Origin of the sequence: Fibrobacter sp., assembly GCF_045131395.1 — a bacterium.
Classification (GTDB): Bacteria; Fibrobacterota; Fibrobacteria; order Fibrobacterales; family Fibrobacteraceae; genus Fibrobacter.
On the sequence record NZ_JBGUQY010000046.1, the window covers coordinates 1 to 14,641 of the forward strand.

Below are 14,641 nucleotides of genomic sequence, written 5' to 3' on the forward strand. Positions count from 1 at the left end.
GAAAAAGTTTCTTGTGGCGATGGGTTTGGTGGCGTTTGCTGTTGTCGGGTGCGATGACAGTTCGTCGGCGTCTGCAGGGCCGAATGATGACCCGGGTGTTGAATCGTCTTCTTCGAATGTATCCCAGAACGGAGCAAAGCAATCTAGTTCTAGCGAAAAGACTAGAACGTCTAGCAGTAGTGTGGATAGTGTTTCGTCGAGTTCTGAAATTGGATGTAAAACGGAAACAGAAGATAATTGTGAATATGGAGAGTTGATTGATGACCGTGATGGGCAAATTTACAAGACTGTTAAAATTGGTGACCAGTGGTGGATGGCCCAGAATCTGAACTACGCCTATCTGGAACCGACGGCGGACGAAGATTCCTCTAGTTTCTGTTTCAAGAACGATGATAGGTTCTGTGTCGACTATGGACGCCTCTACCTGTGGAGTGCCGCTATGGACAGTACGGGAATCTGGAGCGCGAATGTCAAGGAGCGTGGCGTATGCCCTGATGGTTGGCATCTGCCTAGCGAGGCGGAATGGGATGCGTTATTCAAGGCCGTTGGCGGAGGTGGAACCGCTGCCTTGGTTCTCAAGTCTACATCTGGTTGGTATAACGGTGGCAATGGTACGGACGCTTTCGGGTTCTCGGTGTTGCCTGCCGATTATAGGACTGCTAAAAAGGATTATTACTACGACGTGGGCGAGCGCGCGTACTTCTGGAGTTCCTCTGAATGCTATAACAGAGCGGTGGTCCAGTTCTTTGCCTATGACTTCGATTATGTGCAAACTGCGGGTGTCGATAAGGACCGCGCGTATTCTGTCCGTTGCCTAAAGGATTGATCGGGGCGTTACGGGGTGTCCCCGCAGAGGGGGTGTATGGAAGACGGCTTGGACACAGATGGAAAAGGTGGTCCCCGCTCGGAGGCGGGGAAGACAGTTCGTTGGGCGGACAAGGCGGCTGCAATCAGGGGGGAACATCCCCCCTTTGTGTTTTTTTGCTATATTTTCGCCCGGAACAATTTATTTAACAGAGGTTCAAAAAATGAATTATTTCAATTCTATCCCTATGCGTCGCCAACTCGAAGAAATTGGCCACTGCCGTTTCATGGAACATTCTGAATTCAGCCGTGGTGTTGAAGCCCTCAAGGGCAAGAAGATCGTGTTCGTCGGTTGCGGTGCCCAGGGTCTCCATCAGGGTCTCGACCTGCGCGATAGCGGCCTCGACGTCTCTTACACGCTCCGCAAGGAAGCCATCGAACAGAAGCGCCAGTCCTGGAAGAACGCTACTGAAAACGGCTTCAAGGTCGGTACCTACGAAGAAATGATTCCGGATGCAGACCTCGTTTGCAACCTCACACCGGACAAGCAGCACCACAACGTGATTCCGGCCATCATGAAGCTCATGAAGAAAGGCGCCGCCCTCTCTTACAGCCACGGCTTCAATATCGTGGAAGAAGGCCAGGAAATCCGTAAGGACATCACCGTGATTATGGTGGCCCCGAAGGGTCCGGGTTCCGAAGTCCGTAGCGAATACGTTCGCGGTTTCGGTATGCCCTGCTTGATCGCTGTGCACCCGGAAAACGACCCCGAAGGTAAGGGTTGGGACTATGCCAAGGCTTACGCCGCTGGTCTCCATGCCGACCGTCCGGGCGTTCTCGAAAGCTCTTTCGTTGCCGAAGTGAAGTCTGACCTCATGGGCGAACAGACCATCCTTTGCGGTATGCTCCAGACCGGCACCATCCTCTGCTACGACAAGATGGTCAAGGAATTCGGCGTTGAACCGGCTTACGCAGTCAAGCTGCTCCAGTACGGTTGGGAAACCATTTCCGAAGCCCTGAAGCATGGTGGCATCACCAACATGATGGACCGTCTCTCCAACCCGGCCAAGATCCGCGCAACGGAACTCGCCGAAAAGATGAAGGTCATCATGAAGCCGCTCTATCAGGAACACCAGGACAACATCATCTCCGGTAAGTTCTCCAGCACCATGATGGTCGACTGGGAAGCCGGCGACAAGGACCTCCTCAAGTGGCGTGGCGAAACCGGCGAACTCGAATTCGAAAAGGTTGCCGCTACCGATAAGGCTATCTCTGAACAGGAATACTTCGACCGTGGCGTTCTCATGACCGCTATGATCAAGGCCGGTGTGGAACTCGCATTCGAAACCATGTGCTCCGTGGGCATCAAGCCGATGAGCGCTTACTACGAATCCCTCCACGAAACTCCGCTCATTGCAAACCTCATCGCTCGTAAGAAGTTGTTCGAAATGAACCGCGTGATCAGCGACACCGCTGAATACGGTTGCTACCTCTTCGCCAACAAGTGCGTGCCTCTCCTCGCTGACTTCATGAAGAACGAAGTGAAGAAGGACGACATCGGCGCTATCTACGGCGAAGGCAAGACCACCGCTGTGGATAACGAAGAACTCATCAAGGTGAACAAGAACATCCGTCAGCATCCGGTGGAAGAAATCGGTGCTTGGCTCCGCGAACGCATGTCCGGCATGACCCGCGTCGTCTAAGCTTCGCATAACTTCGTTGCGGTTGCGCTCACGTACGTTTTAGTACGCTACGCGCAACCACGCCTCGTTCTGCTCGCTTATACTTAGCGGAAAAAGTTTAGAAAAGCTCGCCGGAAACGGCGGGCTTTTCATATAGCTATAGGTTAGCGACTATAAACCTTTGACTATATTTTATTGCATGAATAAATCAGAATCCCGCAGCAAGCTTCGTGACGAAGTCTATACCCAGATGATGTGCGCCCAGGCGCGCCTTTCTAAAGACCAGAATACCCAGATGGGGGCGGTGTTGGTAAGTGCCGACGGCCGTGTGATCAGCACGGGCTACAACGGTGCCCCGGCTGGCTTTGACGACGAGACGGTGCCCTACACCCGCGAAAAGCAGTTGCTGGCTTACGATTTGCTGGATGCCGATTCGGGCGAAGTCCTGAGCCATCATGAGTTCGAGGCCAACAAGTACCCGTTCATGGTGCATGCCGAAATCAACGCGCTGCACTATGCTCGCGGCAAGGTTCCTCCGGGATCCAAGCTCTACGTGATCGGTTTCCCTTGCGAACGTTGCGCTCTGGATGTGAGCCTTTCGGGCGTTGCCGAAGTGTTCGTGACCAAGGACGATTACGATCCGAAGTCTACATTGAACAATAGCCGCGATACGGCTTATTACATGTTCGCGCAGGCCGGAATCGTGGTGACCCTGTGCGGCAAACGCATCCGACCGGTGGTTTCAAAACCGCAGAAATAAGCATTTTTGCCCGTTTTGCAAGCATTTAATGTGTCCACGGTTACAAACGTGGACTTTTTATTTGTGAAAGTGTGGACTTTTGGGCGTAAATATGTTATATTGTCTAAAGAACCGTTAGGGAGCTTTATTTTCAGGGTTTTGACAATATGGTCAATCTTTTTGAATATTTGAACTATCGCGACTTTTTGCGCGATGCCTATGAGGAACGCCATAAAGGAGACTGGCGTTTCAGTCACCGCTACATTGCCGAGCGGGCAGGCTTCGATGCGTCCATGTTCAACAAGATTTTGCAGGGCAAGCGTAACTTGACCAGCCGCCTGGTGTCGGTGTTTGCCGATATTTTCTGTAACGACGCCCGCGAGAAGTCGTATTTTGCCGACATGGTGGCGTTTAACCAGGCCAAAAACCATTCCGAAAGCCGTCAGTACCTGGAAAAGCTGGTGGCCACCAAGGAATGCAAGGTCGAAAACGTGGCCAAGGACCAGTTCGAATATTTTGACCACTGGTACCATGCGGTGATTCGCGAACTGGTGACTTTTTACCCCTACGTGGGGGACGATGCTGCGTTAGGCCTGATGGTGCGCCCGCCCATTACGGCATCCCAGGTGCGTTCTTCGATAGCCCTGTTGGAACGCCTCTCGATGATCAAGAAGAACGAGCAGACGGGTTTTTATGAACAGACCCAAGGCCTGATTTCTAGCGGTTCCGAATCTTTCAATACGGCGGTGAATTCCTACATCCAGCAGAATTTGAATGTGGCGCAAGACGCCATGGACCGCTTTGGCAGAACTGAACGCAACTTGTCGACGCTGGCATTCGCTTGCGATGAGGACACCTACAAGGAACTGGTAGAAATGGTGCGCCGTTTCCGCCGCGAAATTCTTGCGAAGGTGGGGCAGTGCGCAAAGCCTAATCGCGTGTTCCAGCTGGGAATGCAGCTGTTCCCGCTTTCGGACCCCTATCCGCCTCCGCAGCGTAGGGGCCGCAAACGCCGTATTCGCGGAATGGAAATCGCCGACGAAGCTGTTGTCGCTCAGGAACAACAGGTGGGTGAGGCTATGGTTGGGGGTGAAGATGCGTAAGTTGGTTTTGTATAGAACGCTGGGCGCAGGCTTTGCCGCCTTGCTCGGGGCGGGCCTGCTTTCGGCCTGTAGCAACGACAAAAAGGATGTGGCCGGCGGAACCGAAGCCGAGTCTACAATTGCTATCACGTTGCAGATTGAACTGGCTGGGAATCCTGCCGCCTATGCCCGCGTGCGAGCCCTGCCGGAAGATTACCTTTCCGATGGAAAGCGCTTGGCCGAATGGAAAGAAACGGACGAGAATGGTTTCGTTGAAATTCCCATGGAACCGGGGGACTATACGATTGAAGCCCGCCATGTAGACGGAACGTCTGCGGCGGGGGCTGTCCATAGTTACGCTCTGGGTGCGGATTCGTCTAAAGTCGATACTATCAAGCTGGGTGAACTGTCTTCTATTGAAGGCTATGTGCTGCTTGGGGATTCCGCTCCCGTGATTCGTATTGCGGGGCTGGACCGGTTCGTGATTCCCGATAGTACGGGACATTTTGTAATCGATTCGTTGCCGTCAGGGAGTTTTGAAGTCCAGTTCGGCGATCCGCGTGAGGCTGGATCGGCCAAGGTGGCTTCGATGACTGGCGATACGCTGTATGTAGATTGTTCCGATTCTACAGTGGATGTGGTCAAGCCTGCAGATGCTGCAACCAGTGATTACCCCGGTGCCGATTGGAGCAAGCACAGTGCGCTGTTGGCTCAAGCTGACGGCTACGCCAAGGGTGTCCTTGGGGCTGGCGGTTTGACGGACAGTACTGGCAAGATTAGCAAGGCCGAAGGTGAAATCTGCTTGGTGACGACTACCGAAGACTATGTGATTGTCGAAGATTCGACGGATGTGGATTCGGCGGGCAATGCGGCGACGATGGCGGTAATCGCTCCGGGTTCGTTGCGTGAATGCGCTTACAAGGAAGGACCGACCTGGATTCTTTTCGAGAAGGACGGCGTCTATAATTTGCAGGCCCCGCTTCGCCTTAAATCTGACAAGACGTTCGACGGCCGCGGCCGTAACATTCGCATTACGGGCATGGGTGTGCTCACCGATGTTTCCAGCAACCTGGTTTTTGAAAACCTGACATTCTCGGCTCCGTCCATTACGGTGCAGGATACTACATCCCGCAGGGCCCTTTCCATTCATAACGGATCCCATCATATCTGGGTGGATCACTGCGTGTTCGAAGAATACCCGCTGGTCGAAGTCGATGTGAAGCGTGGTTCCCACAACGTGACGATTTCTTGGTCGCGCTTTGAAAACGCCCAGACGGGCGTGCTCTTTGGCTTGGCTGGCGATATCATCATGGATACGGCGCAGAGCCTGACTACGCATCACAATTACTTTGCATCTATGACCGATGACGGCATCCTTGCTCATGGGGGAGAACTCCACGCTTATAACAACTTCTTTGACGTTGTTGAAAAGTCGGGCGTGGTGTGCTCCGATTCTGCCCGCTGCCTGGTGGAAAAGAATATCTTCAACAACGAAATGCCCGTTACGCTTTACCGCTGGTACTACGAAGACGGCTCTCCGGTCGATTCTACGGTGGGCTTCGTGAACATGGTCGACAACAAGCTGGTTTCTGGCGATGGCTTTGTGGAAGGCGATGCCCGCGGTTACAAGCCCGACTATAAGTATACCGCCGATGATGCCGATGTGGGCCTTGCCTTGCTGGTCAAAAAGCAAGCTGGTACGCGTTAATTTTCTACTTTAGCGACTATGAAAGAAAAATTGCCCGCATTCTTGTTCATGCTCGCTATTCCCTTGTCCATTGTTCTCTACCTGAAGGTAGAGGCGGCCTCGGGTTCCGAAATCGTAGCGCTGTTGTCTGCGGTTGCCTGTTACCTGGTTGTCTTTTTCTTGCTGGCGGTGTTCTTCAATTCCCGAGCCAAGGATGCCGACGGCAAGGCCGTCTCGGCTCTGGATAACTTGTTTGCAGAAAAGAAGACGAAGGCGGAACTTGCCCGCGAAGCAATCTTGCGCAAGCAAAAGGAACTGGAAGCAAAAAAGGCCTCCGAAAATAAGCCGAATTCTTAATCGGCTTTTTGCAGACAAAATCATCTCCTTTAGCTATATTTGGCGCGTAAGGAGATTATATGAAGAAACTAGCCCTGCTTATCGCTGTCGCGGTTGCCTTTGCCGGTGCCGCAGAACGTTACAAAGACCGCATGTTCGATGTCTCTGTTGAAAGAGATGTCACCTACGCTTCCAACGTCAAACACCTCAAGACGCTCAATTCCATTTCGACTGCATTGGTGCTTTCTTCGATGACTGGGAATGGCATGGCCGTTTATCTTTACGAAAACGAGACCGACCTTACCGAAGTCACCTTGAAGATGGATATTTACCAGCCGAAAAAAGACACTGAAAAGAAGCGCCCGGTGGTTTTGGTGATGCACGGCGGTGCCTTTGCTGCTGGTTCCAAGAACGATTATGACCAGCACACGGTTACTTATTGTGACTCTTTGGCCGCTCGCGGATTCGTGACGGCTGCTGTGCAGTACCGCTTGGGTATTACGGCCGTCATCAAGGACAAGGCTCTCACCGTCGATAGCCTCGATTTTTCGAGAACGGTGTACCGCGGAATTCAGGATGTTCGTGCCGCAGTCCGCTACATTAGGGCTAACGCCGATAAATTGGGCATTGACCCGGATCGCGTTTATTTGATTGGCAATAGCGCAGGCGCTATCCTTTCTCTCGAAAACATTTACATGGACAAGGAATCCGAAATCCCGCCGGCAGCTAAGACGAAACCGAATTTGGGCGCGCTCGATGCTTATGGCGAGCAGGGTTATGGCTCTCAGGCGAATGCTGTGGCTGCCTTGTGGGGTGCCGTTCACGATCCTAAGATTATCGAAGACGTGAAAAAGCCGGTTCTCTTGGTTCATGGTAAGGCTGATAGTACGGTCGTCTGGAAGACGGGCCGCCCGTTGGGCAACATTGCCGCTGTTCTTGAAAACCTGATGCCTTCTGCTGCTGCAACGGTGAGTGCACTCGCTTTCCATGTGAATACTCCGACTCTTTACGGTAGCTACGTGATTGACTCGGTACTTACGGCAAACAATGTGGAACACGATACCTATTTTGTCGAAGGTCAGCCCCACGAATTTTACGACTACGAAGATTACGACGTGAAGGTGCAAAAGAAGGTCTTTGATTTCCTTTATGGCCTGACTCAGAAGCCTGCTGTTGCCGACCGCATTGTGGTGGCTTTGGCTAAGCCGTCTGCACTCCGCATGGGTGAAAACAACTTGAGCTTTACGGTGGCGAAGGGAAGTAACCTTGCCTACGCCGTGACGGATTTGCGTGGCCGTATCGTCAAGAACGGTGCCGTCTCTGCTGGCGAAACAGTTGAATTGAGCGACCTTGATCGCGGTGTGTACGTGCTCCGAGTGAAGGGTGAACGCCCCATCCGTTTTGGCCTTTCTCGCTAAAAAACGCCAAATTCTAAACTTTATGAAGCGCCCTTTCATTTCGGAGGGCGTTTTTCTATATTTGGGGTGGGGTGGCGGATGGCCGCCGGCAGCAATGCTGGAGGAAAGTCCGGGCACCGCAGGGCAGGATGCTGGATAACGTCCAGGCGTGGAAACACGACAGAAAGTGCAACAGAAAGTAAACCGCCGGCCGCAAGGCAGGTAAGGGTGAAATGGCGAGGTAAGAGCTCACCGCGCTCCTGGTGACAGGAGTGGCACGGTAAACCTCATCCGGTGCAAGACCAAGCAGAATTCCGTTCACGCAAGTGAACCTGGGGCGGCCCGCACCAGCTGGAATTCGGGTAGGTTGCTTGAGGCGGTCGGTAACGATTCGTCCAGAGAGATGGTCATCGCCTTCGCAAGAAGGTACAAAACCCGGCTTACAACTGCCCCTTAAATGAAGACCTCTGCGGTGAGCAGGGGTCTTCTCCTTTTTCTTAGAAATCTAGGTCTGCGCCGATGCCGATGCCGCGGCTCGTACGCTTGTAGGTGTTCTTGCCGTAGGTCTCTTTTTCGGTCCAGTCCTGGTAAATTGTGTGGAAGTAGCCGACATTGAACTTGACCCAGTCTGTGGCGCGGAAGGCAAATCCGCAGCCGAGGGTGACGTTATCCAGCATGATGTTCATGTCGCTCAGGTACTTGTCATCCAGATGGTATCTGGAATACTGGAGGCCACCGCTAACGGTCCAGCGAGAAAGGAAGTCGAATTCCATACCGGCCAGGTATTCGTCGGTACCGTCGGCGTGGTGCTCTTGGTTGCCGGGCAAATCGGCGTACCAGTCAAACCAGTGACCGTATCCGGCGCTGACGCGGAAATTGTCCAACATGGCGTAGGTGATTCCCATGTAAATCGATGCAGGAATGTCGCTGTTGGCTTTGACACCGTCATCGTAGTTGGCGAGGCCGACTTCGTTAACCTTGGTGTCGTTTTCCATTTCGATAGAGGTGTTGTATTCAAGTTTGAGGCCTGCGGTCAAGCGCTTGTATTTGAAGGCGATGCCTGCGACGGGCGTGATTCCCCAGCCGGTTTGATCTACGTCCAGTTCCCGGTCAGAAACTTGTTCTGCCACGCTTTCGAGGGTCTTGGACTTGATGATGAGTTCTTTGGCCTGGGCTTCGTATTGGGCTGCAGTTTGCATGTCTCCGGCGGCTGCGTATTGCTTGGCGGCGCCAGCGGCCTGCTCTGCTTTTTCTGCTAAGGCGTCAGAGAGGGCGTTGAATGTGGCAGCGGCCTTGACCATGTCGCCTTTCAATCCGAGCTGTGCATTTTTCGGATTGACTTGCACGTTCTTGAGCTTGCCTTCGTAATGGTTGGTGGCGTAGCTGAATTTGGCACCCAGGTAGGCCGAGAACATGTCGTTGATTTGGTAGGCGGCGCCCAGCCCGATGCCGTACACATACGAGGTTCCCTTAAGGGAAAGGTCTACATCGTATGCAGAGGTTTCAAGCCCGTTTTGGGAAAGCAGTCCCGGAATTTGGGCGACTGCAGCTTCGAAAGAAGGAATGCCCTTGGTATAGTTCAGCTTTCCGCCACCGCCAAGAATGCCGAAGTAGCCGGAAATGGCCAACTTGCCGTGATGCCATGCGGCGTGAATGCTGGGCATGGCGGGTATCTGGGCTTTTCCCTCAAATTTCTTTTCGCCATCGAAGAGCGGGCTTTCTGTAACGGTGCTGCGGCTCTGCCAGAATGCCTGGGAGTTCAGGGATAGATGCCAGCCGTCTTTCATGAATGCGGTCCCAGCCGGATTGAAATAGGGCGCATCGTTTTCAGTCGTTGCGTAGCGGGCTACGTTTCGCTGGTAGGCAATGGACTGGTTGGTGTTTGTATTTAAACCGCCGGCCATGACATTGGCTGCGATTGCTCCCGTAATCACGAATATTTTATGGGCTTTCATAGGGGTTCCTAATTGAGGCGACCCAAAGTTAGAAACACTGTAAAAAAATCGTTATTATGTTTTACTTCCGTTGTTGTTACGGTAACAAATCGGTATCAACATCGTAATTTGTGGCCCGGATTAATTTTTATATTTATAACTCTACCGCTGAGGAAATACATTGAATAAAGAAAAACTGAATAAATTGATTCTACGCATCGAAGCCGCCATTGGCGTAATTGCCATGCTAATGGGAATTATCCTTACGGTTGCCGTGTGGAACGAAGGTTATTTCGTGGGCGCCATGATGATGATTGTTACCGGTGCCATCAGCGTGTTTCTTGGTTTCAAGGAACTGGTGCAACCCAGCGACCATGTGTTTCACTGGTTGCCGCTGTTCTATAAAATCGTACGGCGTTCCTTTTTCTTCTTGAACGTGGTCTTGATCGGGCTTGTCATTCTGACGGTCGCCCCGATGTTAGAGTAACGATAAGTGCGTTAATGCACGCCGTCTTCGTTGGCGGATTTCTTTTCGCTATACCACAGCTGGATTTTTTCACGGGCTTCTTCGTCGAAGGAGTCCTTGTCTTTTAAGATGGTTTCGGCCATCTGCAAGGTCTGGGCGATGAGTTCCTGGTCGGCAATCCAGTCGAACCAGCGGAAAACCCAGCTGCCGCTCTGCTCGTTGCCTTCCAGGTTGCCGGCGCCGCGAGTCTGCAAGTCAAGCTCTGCGATTTCAAAGCCGTCGTCGGTGTGGCTGAATTGAGTCAGGCGTTCCAGGGTGTTATCGACTACCGTGTTGTCCGGGAGCATCAAGAAACACCAGGCCTGCACATCGCCACGGCCAACACGGCCGCGCAGCTGGTGCAGCTGCGCCAGCCCGAAACGGTCGGGCTGGTCGATCGCCATGATGTTTGCCTCGGGCACGTTCACGCCGACTTCGATGACGGTGGTAGCCACAAGAATATGGACTTCTCCGGCGGCGAATCGCTTAAGGATTGCGTCCCGTTCTTCTTCGTCCATCTGGCCATGAATGCCTTCAACGACAACATCGGAATCAAATGCGCGGAGTTCGTTCACCACGTCTTCGACGCTGCGGGAGTTGCCTTCGTCGTCGCTACCGACGCGGCTCACGATCCAGTAACAAAGATTTCCGCCTTTGGCCTCGCTGCAAATGAATTTCTTCATGTCGTTTCGCTTGTCGGGGCTTACAAGGCGCGTCTTGACGGGCTTTCTTCCGGCGGGCTTTTCCTTGATTGAAATCACCTGAAGGTCACCGTATAAAGTCATGGCGAGGCTTCGGGGAATCGGGGTTGCGCTCATGACGAGCAAGTCGGGGTATTCGCCCTTCGAAAGCAGGGCTTCGCGCTGGTTCACGCCAAAGCGGTGCTGTTCATCGATAATCACGAATCCGAGCTTTGCAAACGTTACATCCTTCGAGAAAAGCGCATGGGTGCCAATCACTGCCTGGCAAAGCCCCATTTGCAGTTCGCCCAGAATCTGGCGTTTCTCGGCGGCGGGGGTTGCCCCAACTAACAGTTGGATGCGCATTCCTGCTGCCTCAAAGAAGGGTTTCATCTGCTTAAAGTGTTGGCGTGCCAAAATGTCGGTGGGCACCATCAATGCGCATTGCTCGCCAGCGCCGCACACGGCCAGCATGGCGAGCAGGGCAACCACCGTCTTGCCGCAGCCCACGTCACCCTGCAATAAGGCGTGGAATTGCTTCTTTCCGTTCAGACCGTCGATGATGCGGTTCAGCGCCGCGTCCTGCCCGCCGGTCAAATTGAACGGCAAGCGCGACTTGGCGAGCATGACCTGGCCCAAGTCAATTTGTCTTTCGTGCCCGCGAACCTTCTGGTTCTCGCGCCGCTTCACCATGCGCAGGCAGAAGGGGAGCAGTTCAAGAACTTTCAGTTCCCGCTTGGCTTTGCGAATGGAGTCAAAGTCGGCGGGCTTGTGCAATACCCGCAGGTTGTTCAGCACCGCGTTAAAATGCAAATAGTCCGTCAGTTCCTTGGGGCAAATTCCCGAAATCGTCAGTGCCGGAAAGTGAAAGATAACGCTGTACCAGTTGCGCAACGCCTTTTGCGTAATGCGGGCCTTGACCATGGCCTCGGTCATGGAATACACCGGCAGGATCTGGCCGCTGAACTGCTCGTCTTCGTCCATGGGCTGCATGTCGGGGTGCGTCATCTGGAGCCCGCGGTATTCTCCTACGACGCCCGTTGCAAGCCAGCGTGTGCCCGGCTGCAGGCGCCTGCTCTGGTACGAGGCACCCTTGAAAAAAGTAAGGGTGATTTCGCCCGTGCCGTCGGCAAGGGTTGCCACAAATCGGCTGCCTCGACCGCGAATGACTCCTCCGCGAATAATCTTGCCGATAACGACAGCCCGTTCGCCCACATGCAGGTTCCCGATAGAGCTGACCTTAGTCTGGTCCAGGTAGGTGCGGGGAATATTGTACAGAAAATCTGAAAGCGAAACGATGCCTGCAGACTTGAGAGCCTCAAGGCTTTTGGGTCCCATTTTGGGAAGGTTACTTAAGTCCATGGCCTACTCGCTCTGGGCGCTATCGTTTTGGACTTTATTGAGGCTGGCTTTTTCGGCGCGTTCGCGGGCCTTTTCTCGGGCTGTCTTTCCGATAAGGTTAATGTTCTTCCATGCGAAGGGCTTGACCGGATTTCCGTTTTCATCGAGAATCTTGATTCCCTTGGTGTCGATGGCCCGTACGATTTCGTTGAGCTTGGAGACCAGCTCGTTCACCTTGTCCACCGTTTCAGAAGAATAGAGGATCTTGCTGTAGAAGGGATCTGCTTCGATGCTGTTGATTATTTCGTTGGTCTTTTCGGCCCCTTCGGAAATTCGCTTCATGGCGTTTTCGGCCAGTTCCAACTTTTCGTTGACGGTATTGGTGACCGTGACTATGGCGGAGTCCGCTTGCTTGGTGATTACGTGCAGGTTCTTGCTGGCCACATCGGCTTGGGCAAAGAGATTGTTCAGGGCGGGTTGTAAAGTCTGGAGGGCCCTTTCGGTGTTGCTGAGGGTAACTTCGACGTTCTTGATGACGTATTCTACCAGGTCGCTGGCGGAACGGTGGGTGGAGTCCCCGTTGGTTATCAGGTAGATAATCTGGCGGACGGTCTCTACTTGTTCGTTTACGTTTTCAATGTAACGCAAGACTTCGGCAACGCCCGGTTCAAAATGTCCCTGGTGGATGTAGTCGTCGGGGAGTACCTTTCCGGTCTTGGATGGAATGATTTCCAGCCTGCGTTGACCCATGATGGCGTAGTTGATGTTGTTGAACTGGGTGCCTTCACGAATCACGATGGGTTGGTTGAACTTGATTTCTACGCGGGCACGGTCGCCAAGCCACTGGACTTTGCCGATGGTTCCGACGGTGTATCCGCGAATTACCACCTGGTCTTCGGGCTGCAAGGAGCCCAATTCATCGAAGTCGACCTGGATAATGGTGGTGGCCTCGTGGTGGGCATCCCACATGCAATAGGCGATTATCGCAAAAATGCTGAACAAGGCCAGGAGCGATATGTAGCCCAATGTCCGGTCGGAAATCTTCATGGCTGAGAATATAGAAAAAAATGAAAAATTAATAATGAACCATTAACAATTAATAATAACACATCCCACATTCCACATTACACATCCCACATTCCACATTCCACATTCCACATCTCATATTCCACATCTCATATTGCGCCGATTACCCGTTTAATTTCTTCTTCGTCTGTAATTCCGCTCTTGATTAGGTGCAGTGCGTTTTCGCGGAGTGTGCCATCAACGTAAGTGCCGTCGGGCCGAAGGATTTCTACGACCGCCCTTCGTCCTGAATAGGGGAGTCCTTGGGCCGGGCGGCACCGCACCAGGCGCTGCGCCATAATGCCCAGGAGCGATTCCTGCAGGGCCGTGCGCGAAATGCCCAAGTCCTCGAGGCGGGTGAAACCGGCCTTGGCTGAGTTGGTGTGCAATGTTGAAACTACCAGATGCCCGGTTTGGGCAGCGCGGAGGGCGATTTGCGCCGTTTCCTTGTCGCGGATTTCGCCTACCATGATTACATCGGGATCCTGGCGCAAGATGGCTCGGAGCGCGACGGCGAAGGTAAAACCGCATTTCTCGTTCACCTGCACTTGGGCGGCCCCTTCTAGCGGGTATTCCACCGGGTCTTCGATGGTGGTGACGTTCACTTGCTTATGCAAGATTTCTTCGAGCCCGGCGTGAAGCGTGGTGGTTTTTCCGGAGCCTGTAGGGCCTGTAACAAGAAAGAGTCCTTGGGGGCTGTTGAATACATTTTGCAAGAATCGCAAGCTTGGCTGGCTTAACTGAAGCGCGGACAGTCCGGCAACCTGTTTGCCCGTGGTCGGAAGAATTCGGAGTACGCATTTTTCGCCACCCTGTACGGGGAGCGTGCTTACGCGGATATTGGCGTTATGGTGGAATCCGTTAAAGGTGAACGATCCGTCGTGGGGAATTCTTTTATCTGTAATGTCGATTTCGGAAAGGATTTTTAATCGGACCAATACCGGTTCGCTAATCCATAAGGGCAAACTTTTGTAGTCGTTCAGCAAACCGTCTTGTCTCAGTCGAACCCTCAAAGAATCTGCAGTGGGCTCCAAGTGGATATCTGTGGCCTTTAAATTGATGGATTGCTCGATTAGGCTGTCAACAAGGTTGATTATGGGCTCCGATTCCCACGAAGACGTTTGGGCTAGTTCGGGCTTGAAAAGCTCCGCTTCAATCCGGTCGGAATTTTTGCTCAGGATTTGGTAAATCTCGGCCTTGGTCTTGATGTAGATCTGTATAGGTGCGCCGAGTTCTGTCCGCACTTTTTGTAACAGAAAATCGTCGCTGTCGTTTGTGACGGCGATGGGGTAGGGTGGTTTCATGTCGCTCACAGTGCCTAGCAAGGCAATCTCGTGTTCGCGACACCATTTCGTAGAAAGCAGTGGTTCCATACCGCGAAGATAAAAA

At 52.9% G+C, this 14,641-nt stretch carries 12 protein-coding genes and 1 other RNA gene; 9 read left to right on the forward strand and 4 right to left on the reverse strand.

The window, feature by feature from the left end:
* From ACJMNB_RS11235 to rnpB, 8 genes are all read left to right on the forward strand, one after another.
* Positions 1 to 826 (forward strand): fibrobacter succinogenes major paralogous domain-containing protein (locus ACJMNB_RS11235; protein ID WP_405342470.1); only part of this gene is annotated, 826 nt, incomplete at its 5' end.
* Positions 827 to 1,028: 202 nt separating this feature from the next.
* Positions 1,029 to 2,507 (forward strand): ketol-acid reductoisomerase, encoded by a 1,479-nt coding sequence (gene ilvC / locus ACJMNB_RS11240; RefSeq protein ID WP_405342472.1) that lies wholly within the window; start codon positions 1,029 to 1,031, stop codon positions 2,505 to 2,507.
* A 178-nt stretch (positions 2,508 to 2,685) separates the two neighbouring features.
* A complete protein-coding gene (locus ACJMNB_RS11245; RefSeq protein WP_405342474.1) occupies positions 2,686 to 3,246 on the forward strand; it encodes a deoxycytidylate deaminase in 561 nt (186 codons plus the stop codon).
* Positions 3,247 to 3,392: 146 nt separating this feature from the next.
* Complete coding sequence (locus ACJMNB_RS11250) at positions 3,393 to 4,328, forward strand: TIGR02147 family protein (protein ID WP_405342476.1); 936 nt, start codon at positions 3,393 to 3,395, stop codon at positions 4,326 to 4,328.
* Positions 4,321 to 6,015 (forward strand): right-handed parallel beta-helix repeat-containing protein, encoded by a 1,695-nt coding sequence (locus ACJMNB_RS11255; protein ID WP_405342478.1) that lies wholly within the window; start codon positions 4,321 to 4,323, stop codon positions 6,013 to 6,015. Before ACJMNB_RS11250 ends, ACJMNB_RS11255 begins: the two co-directional genes overlap by 8 nt.
* An 18-nt stretch (positions 6,016 to 6,033) precedes the next feature.
* Positions 6,034 to 6,351 carry a hypothetical protein gene (locus tag ACJMNB_RS11260; protein ID WP_405342480.1) on the forward strand — a complete coding sequence of 106 codons (318 nt, stop codon included), beginning with the start codon at positions 6,034 to 6,036 and terminating at the stop codon, positions 6,349 to 6,351.
* A gap of 59 nt (positions 6,352 to 6,410) precedes the next feature.
* On the forward strand, positions 6,411 to 7,748 hold the full coding sequence (locus tag ACJMNB_RS11265) for a carboxylesterase family protein (protein WP_405342482.1): 1,338 nt from the start codon (positions 6,411 to 6,413) through the stop codon (positions 7,746 to 7,748).
* Between the two features lie 66 nt (positions 7,749 to 7,814).
* Positions 7,815 to 8,186: RNase P RNA component class A (gene rnpB, locus ACJMNB_RS11270), an RNA gene on the forward strand.
* A gap of 38 nt (positions 8,187 to 8,224) precedes the next feature.
* On the opposite strand, the gene ACJMNB_RS11275 is transcribed toward rnpB, so the two are convergent.
* Positions 8,225 to 9,682, reverse strand: coding sequence for a hypothetical protein (locus ACJMNB_RS11275; protein ID WP_405342484.1), 1,458 nt, complete (start codon positions 9,680 to 9,682; stop codon positions 8,225 to 8,227).
* A gap of 160 nt (positions 9,683 to 9,842) precedes the next feature.
* Here ACJMNB_RS11275 and ACJMNB_RS11280 point away from each other — a divergent pair, with 160 nt between their 5' ends.
* Positions 9,843 to 10,148: a hypothetical protein gene (locus ACJMNB_RS11280; RefSeq protein ID WP_405342486.1), complete on the forward strand. Its 306-nt coding sequence runs from the start codon at positions 9,843 to 9,845 to the stop codon at positions 10,146 to 10,148.
* An 11-nt stretch (positions 10,149 to 10,159) separates the two neighbouring features.
* On the opposite strand, the gene ACJMNB_RS11285 is transcribed toward ACJMNB_RS11280, so the two are convergent.
* The 3 genes from ACJMNB_RS11285 to ACJMNB_RS11295 all read right to left on the reverse strand — a co-directional run bounded on the left by ACJMNB_RS11285 (position 10,160) and on the right by ACJMNB_RS11295 (position 14,625).
* Entirely contained in the window at positions 10,160 to 12,184 is a 2,025-nt protein-coding gene (locus tag ACJMNB_RS11285) for an ATP-dependent DNA helicase RecG (protein ID WP_405342488.1), read from the reverse strand.
* Between the two features lie 27 nt (positions 12,185 to 12,211).
* A complete protein-coding gene (locus ACJMNB_RS11290) occupies positions 12,212 to 13,234 on the reverse strand; it encodes an MlaD family protein (RefSeq protein WP_405342490.1) in 1,023 nt (340 codons plus the stop codon).
* Positions 13,235 to 13,362: 128 nt separating this feature from the next.
* The gene (locus ACJMNB_RS11295; RefSeq protein WP_405342492.1) at positions 13,363 to 14,625 is read right to left on the reverse strand and encodes a GspE/PulE family protein; all 1,263 of its coding nucleotides are present in this window, start codon (positions 14,623 to 14,625) and stop codon (positions 13,363 to 13,365) included.
* Positions 14,626 to 14,641 lie beyond the last annotated feature (16 nt).

What these genes read in the sequence shown, in the direction of transcription:
- ilvC (WP_405342472.1), top strand. Translation starts at nt 1,029, where the DNA reads ATGAATTATTTCAATTCTATCCCTATGCGTCGCCAACTCGAAGAAATT.
- ACJMNB_RS11245 (WP_405342474.1), top strand. Translation starts at nt 2,686, where the DNA reads ATGAATAAATCAGAATCCCGCAGCAAGCTTCGTGACGAAGTCTATACC.
- ACJMNB_RS11250 (WP_405342476.1), top strand. Translation starts at nt 3,393, where the DNA reads ATGGTCAATCTTTTTGAATATTTGAACTATCGCGACTTTTTGCGCGAT.
- ACJMNB_RS11255 (WP_405342478.1), top strand. Translation starts at nt 4,321, where the DNA reads ATGCGTAAGTTGGTTTTGTATAGAACGCTGGGCGCAGGCTTTGCCGCC.
- ACJMNB_RS11260 (WP_405342480.1), top strand. Translation starts at nt 6,034, where the DNA reads ATGAAAGAAAAATTGCCCGCATTCTTGTTCATGCTCGCTATTCCCTTG.
- ACJMNB_RS11265 (WP_405342482.1), top strand. Translation starts at nt 6,411, where the DNA reads ATGAAGAAACTAGCCCTGCTTATCGCTGTCGCGGTTGCCTTTGCCGGT.
- ACJMNB_RS11275 (WP_405342484.1), bottom strand. Translation starts at nt 9,682, where the DNA reads ATGAAAGCCCATAAAATATTCGTGATTACGGGAGCAATCGCAGCCAAT.
- ACJMNB_RS11285 (WP_405342488.1), bottom strand. Translation starts at nt 12,184, where the DNA reads ATGGGACCCAAAAGCCTTGAGGCTCTCAAGTCTGCAGGCATCGTTTCG.
- ACJMNB_RS11290 (WP_405342490.1), bottom strand. Translation starts at nt 13,234, where the DNA reads ATGAAGATTTCCGACCGGACATTGGGCTACATATCGCTCCTGGCCTTG.
- ACJMNB_RS11295 (WP_405342492.1), bottom strand. Translation starts at nt 14,625, where the DNA reads ATGGAACCACTGCTTTCTACGAAATGGTGTCGCGAACACGAGATTGCC.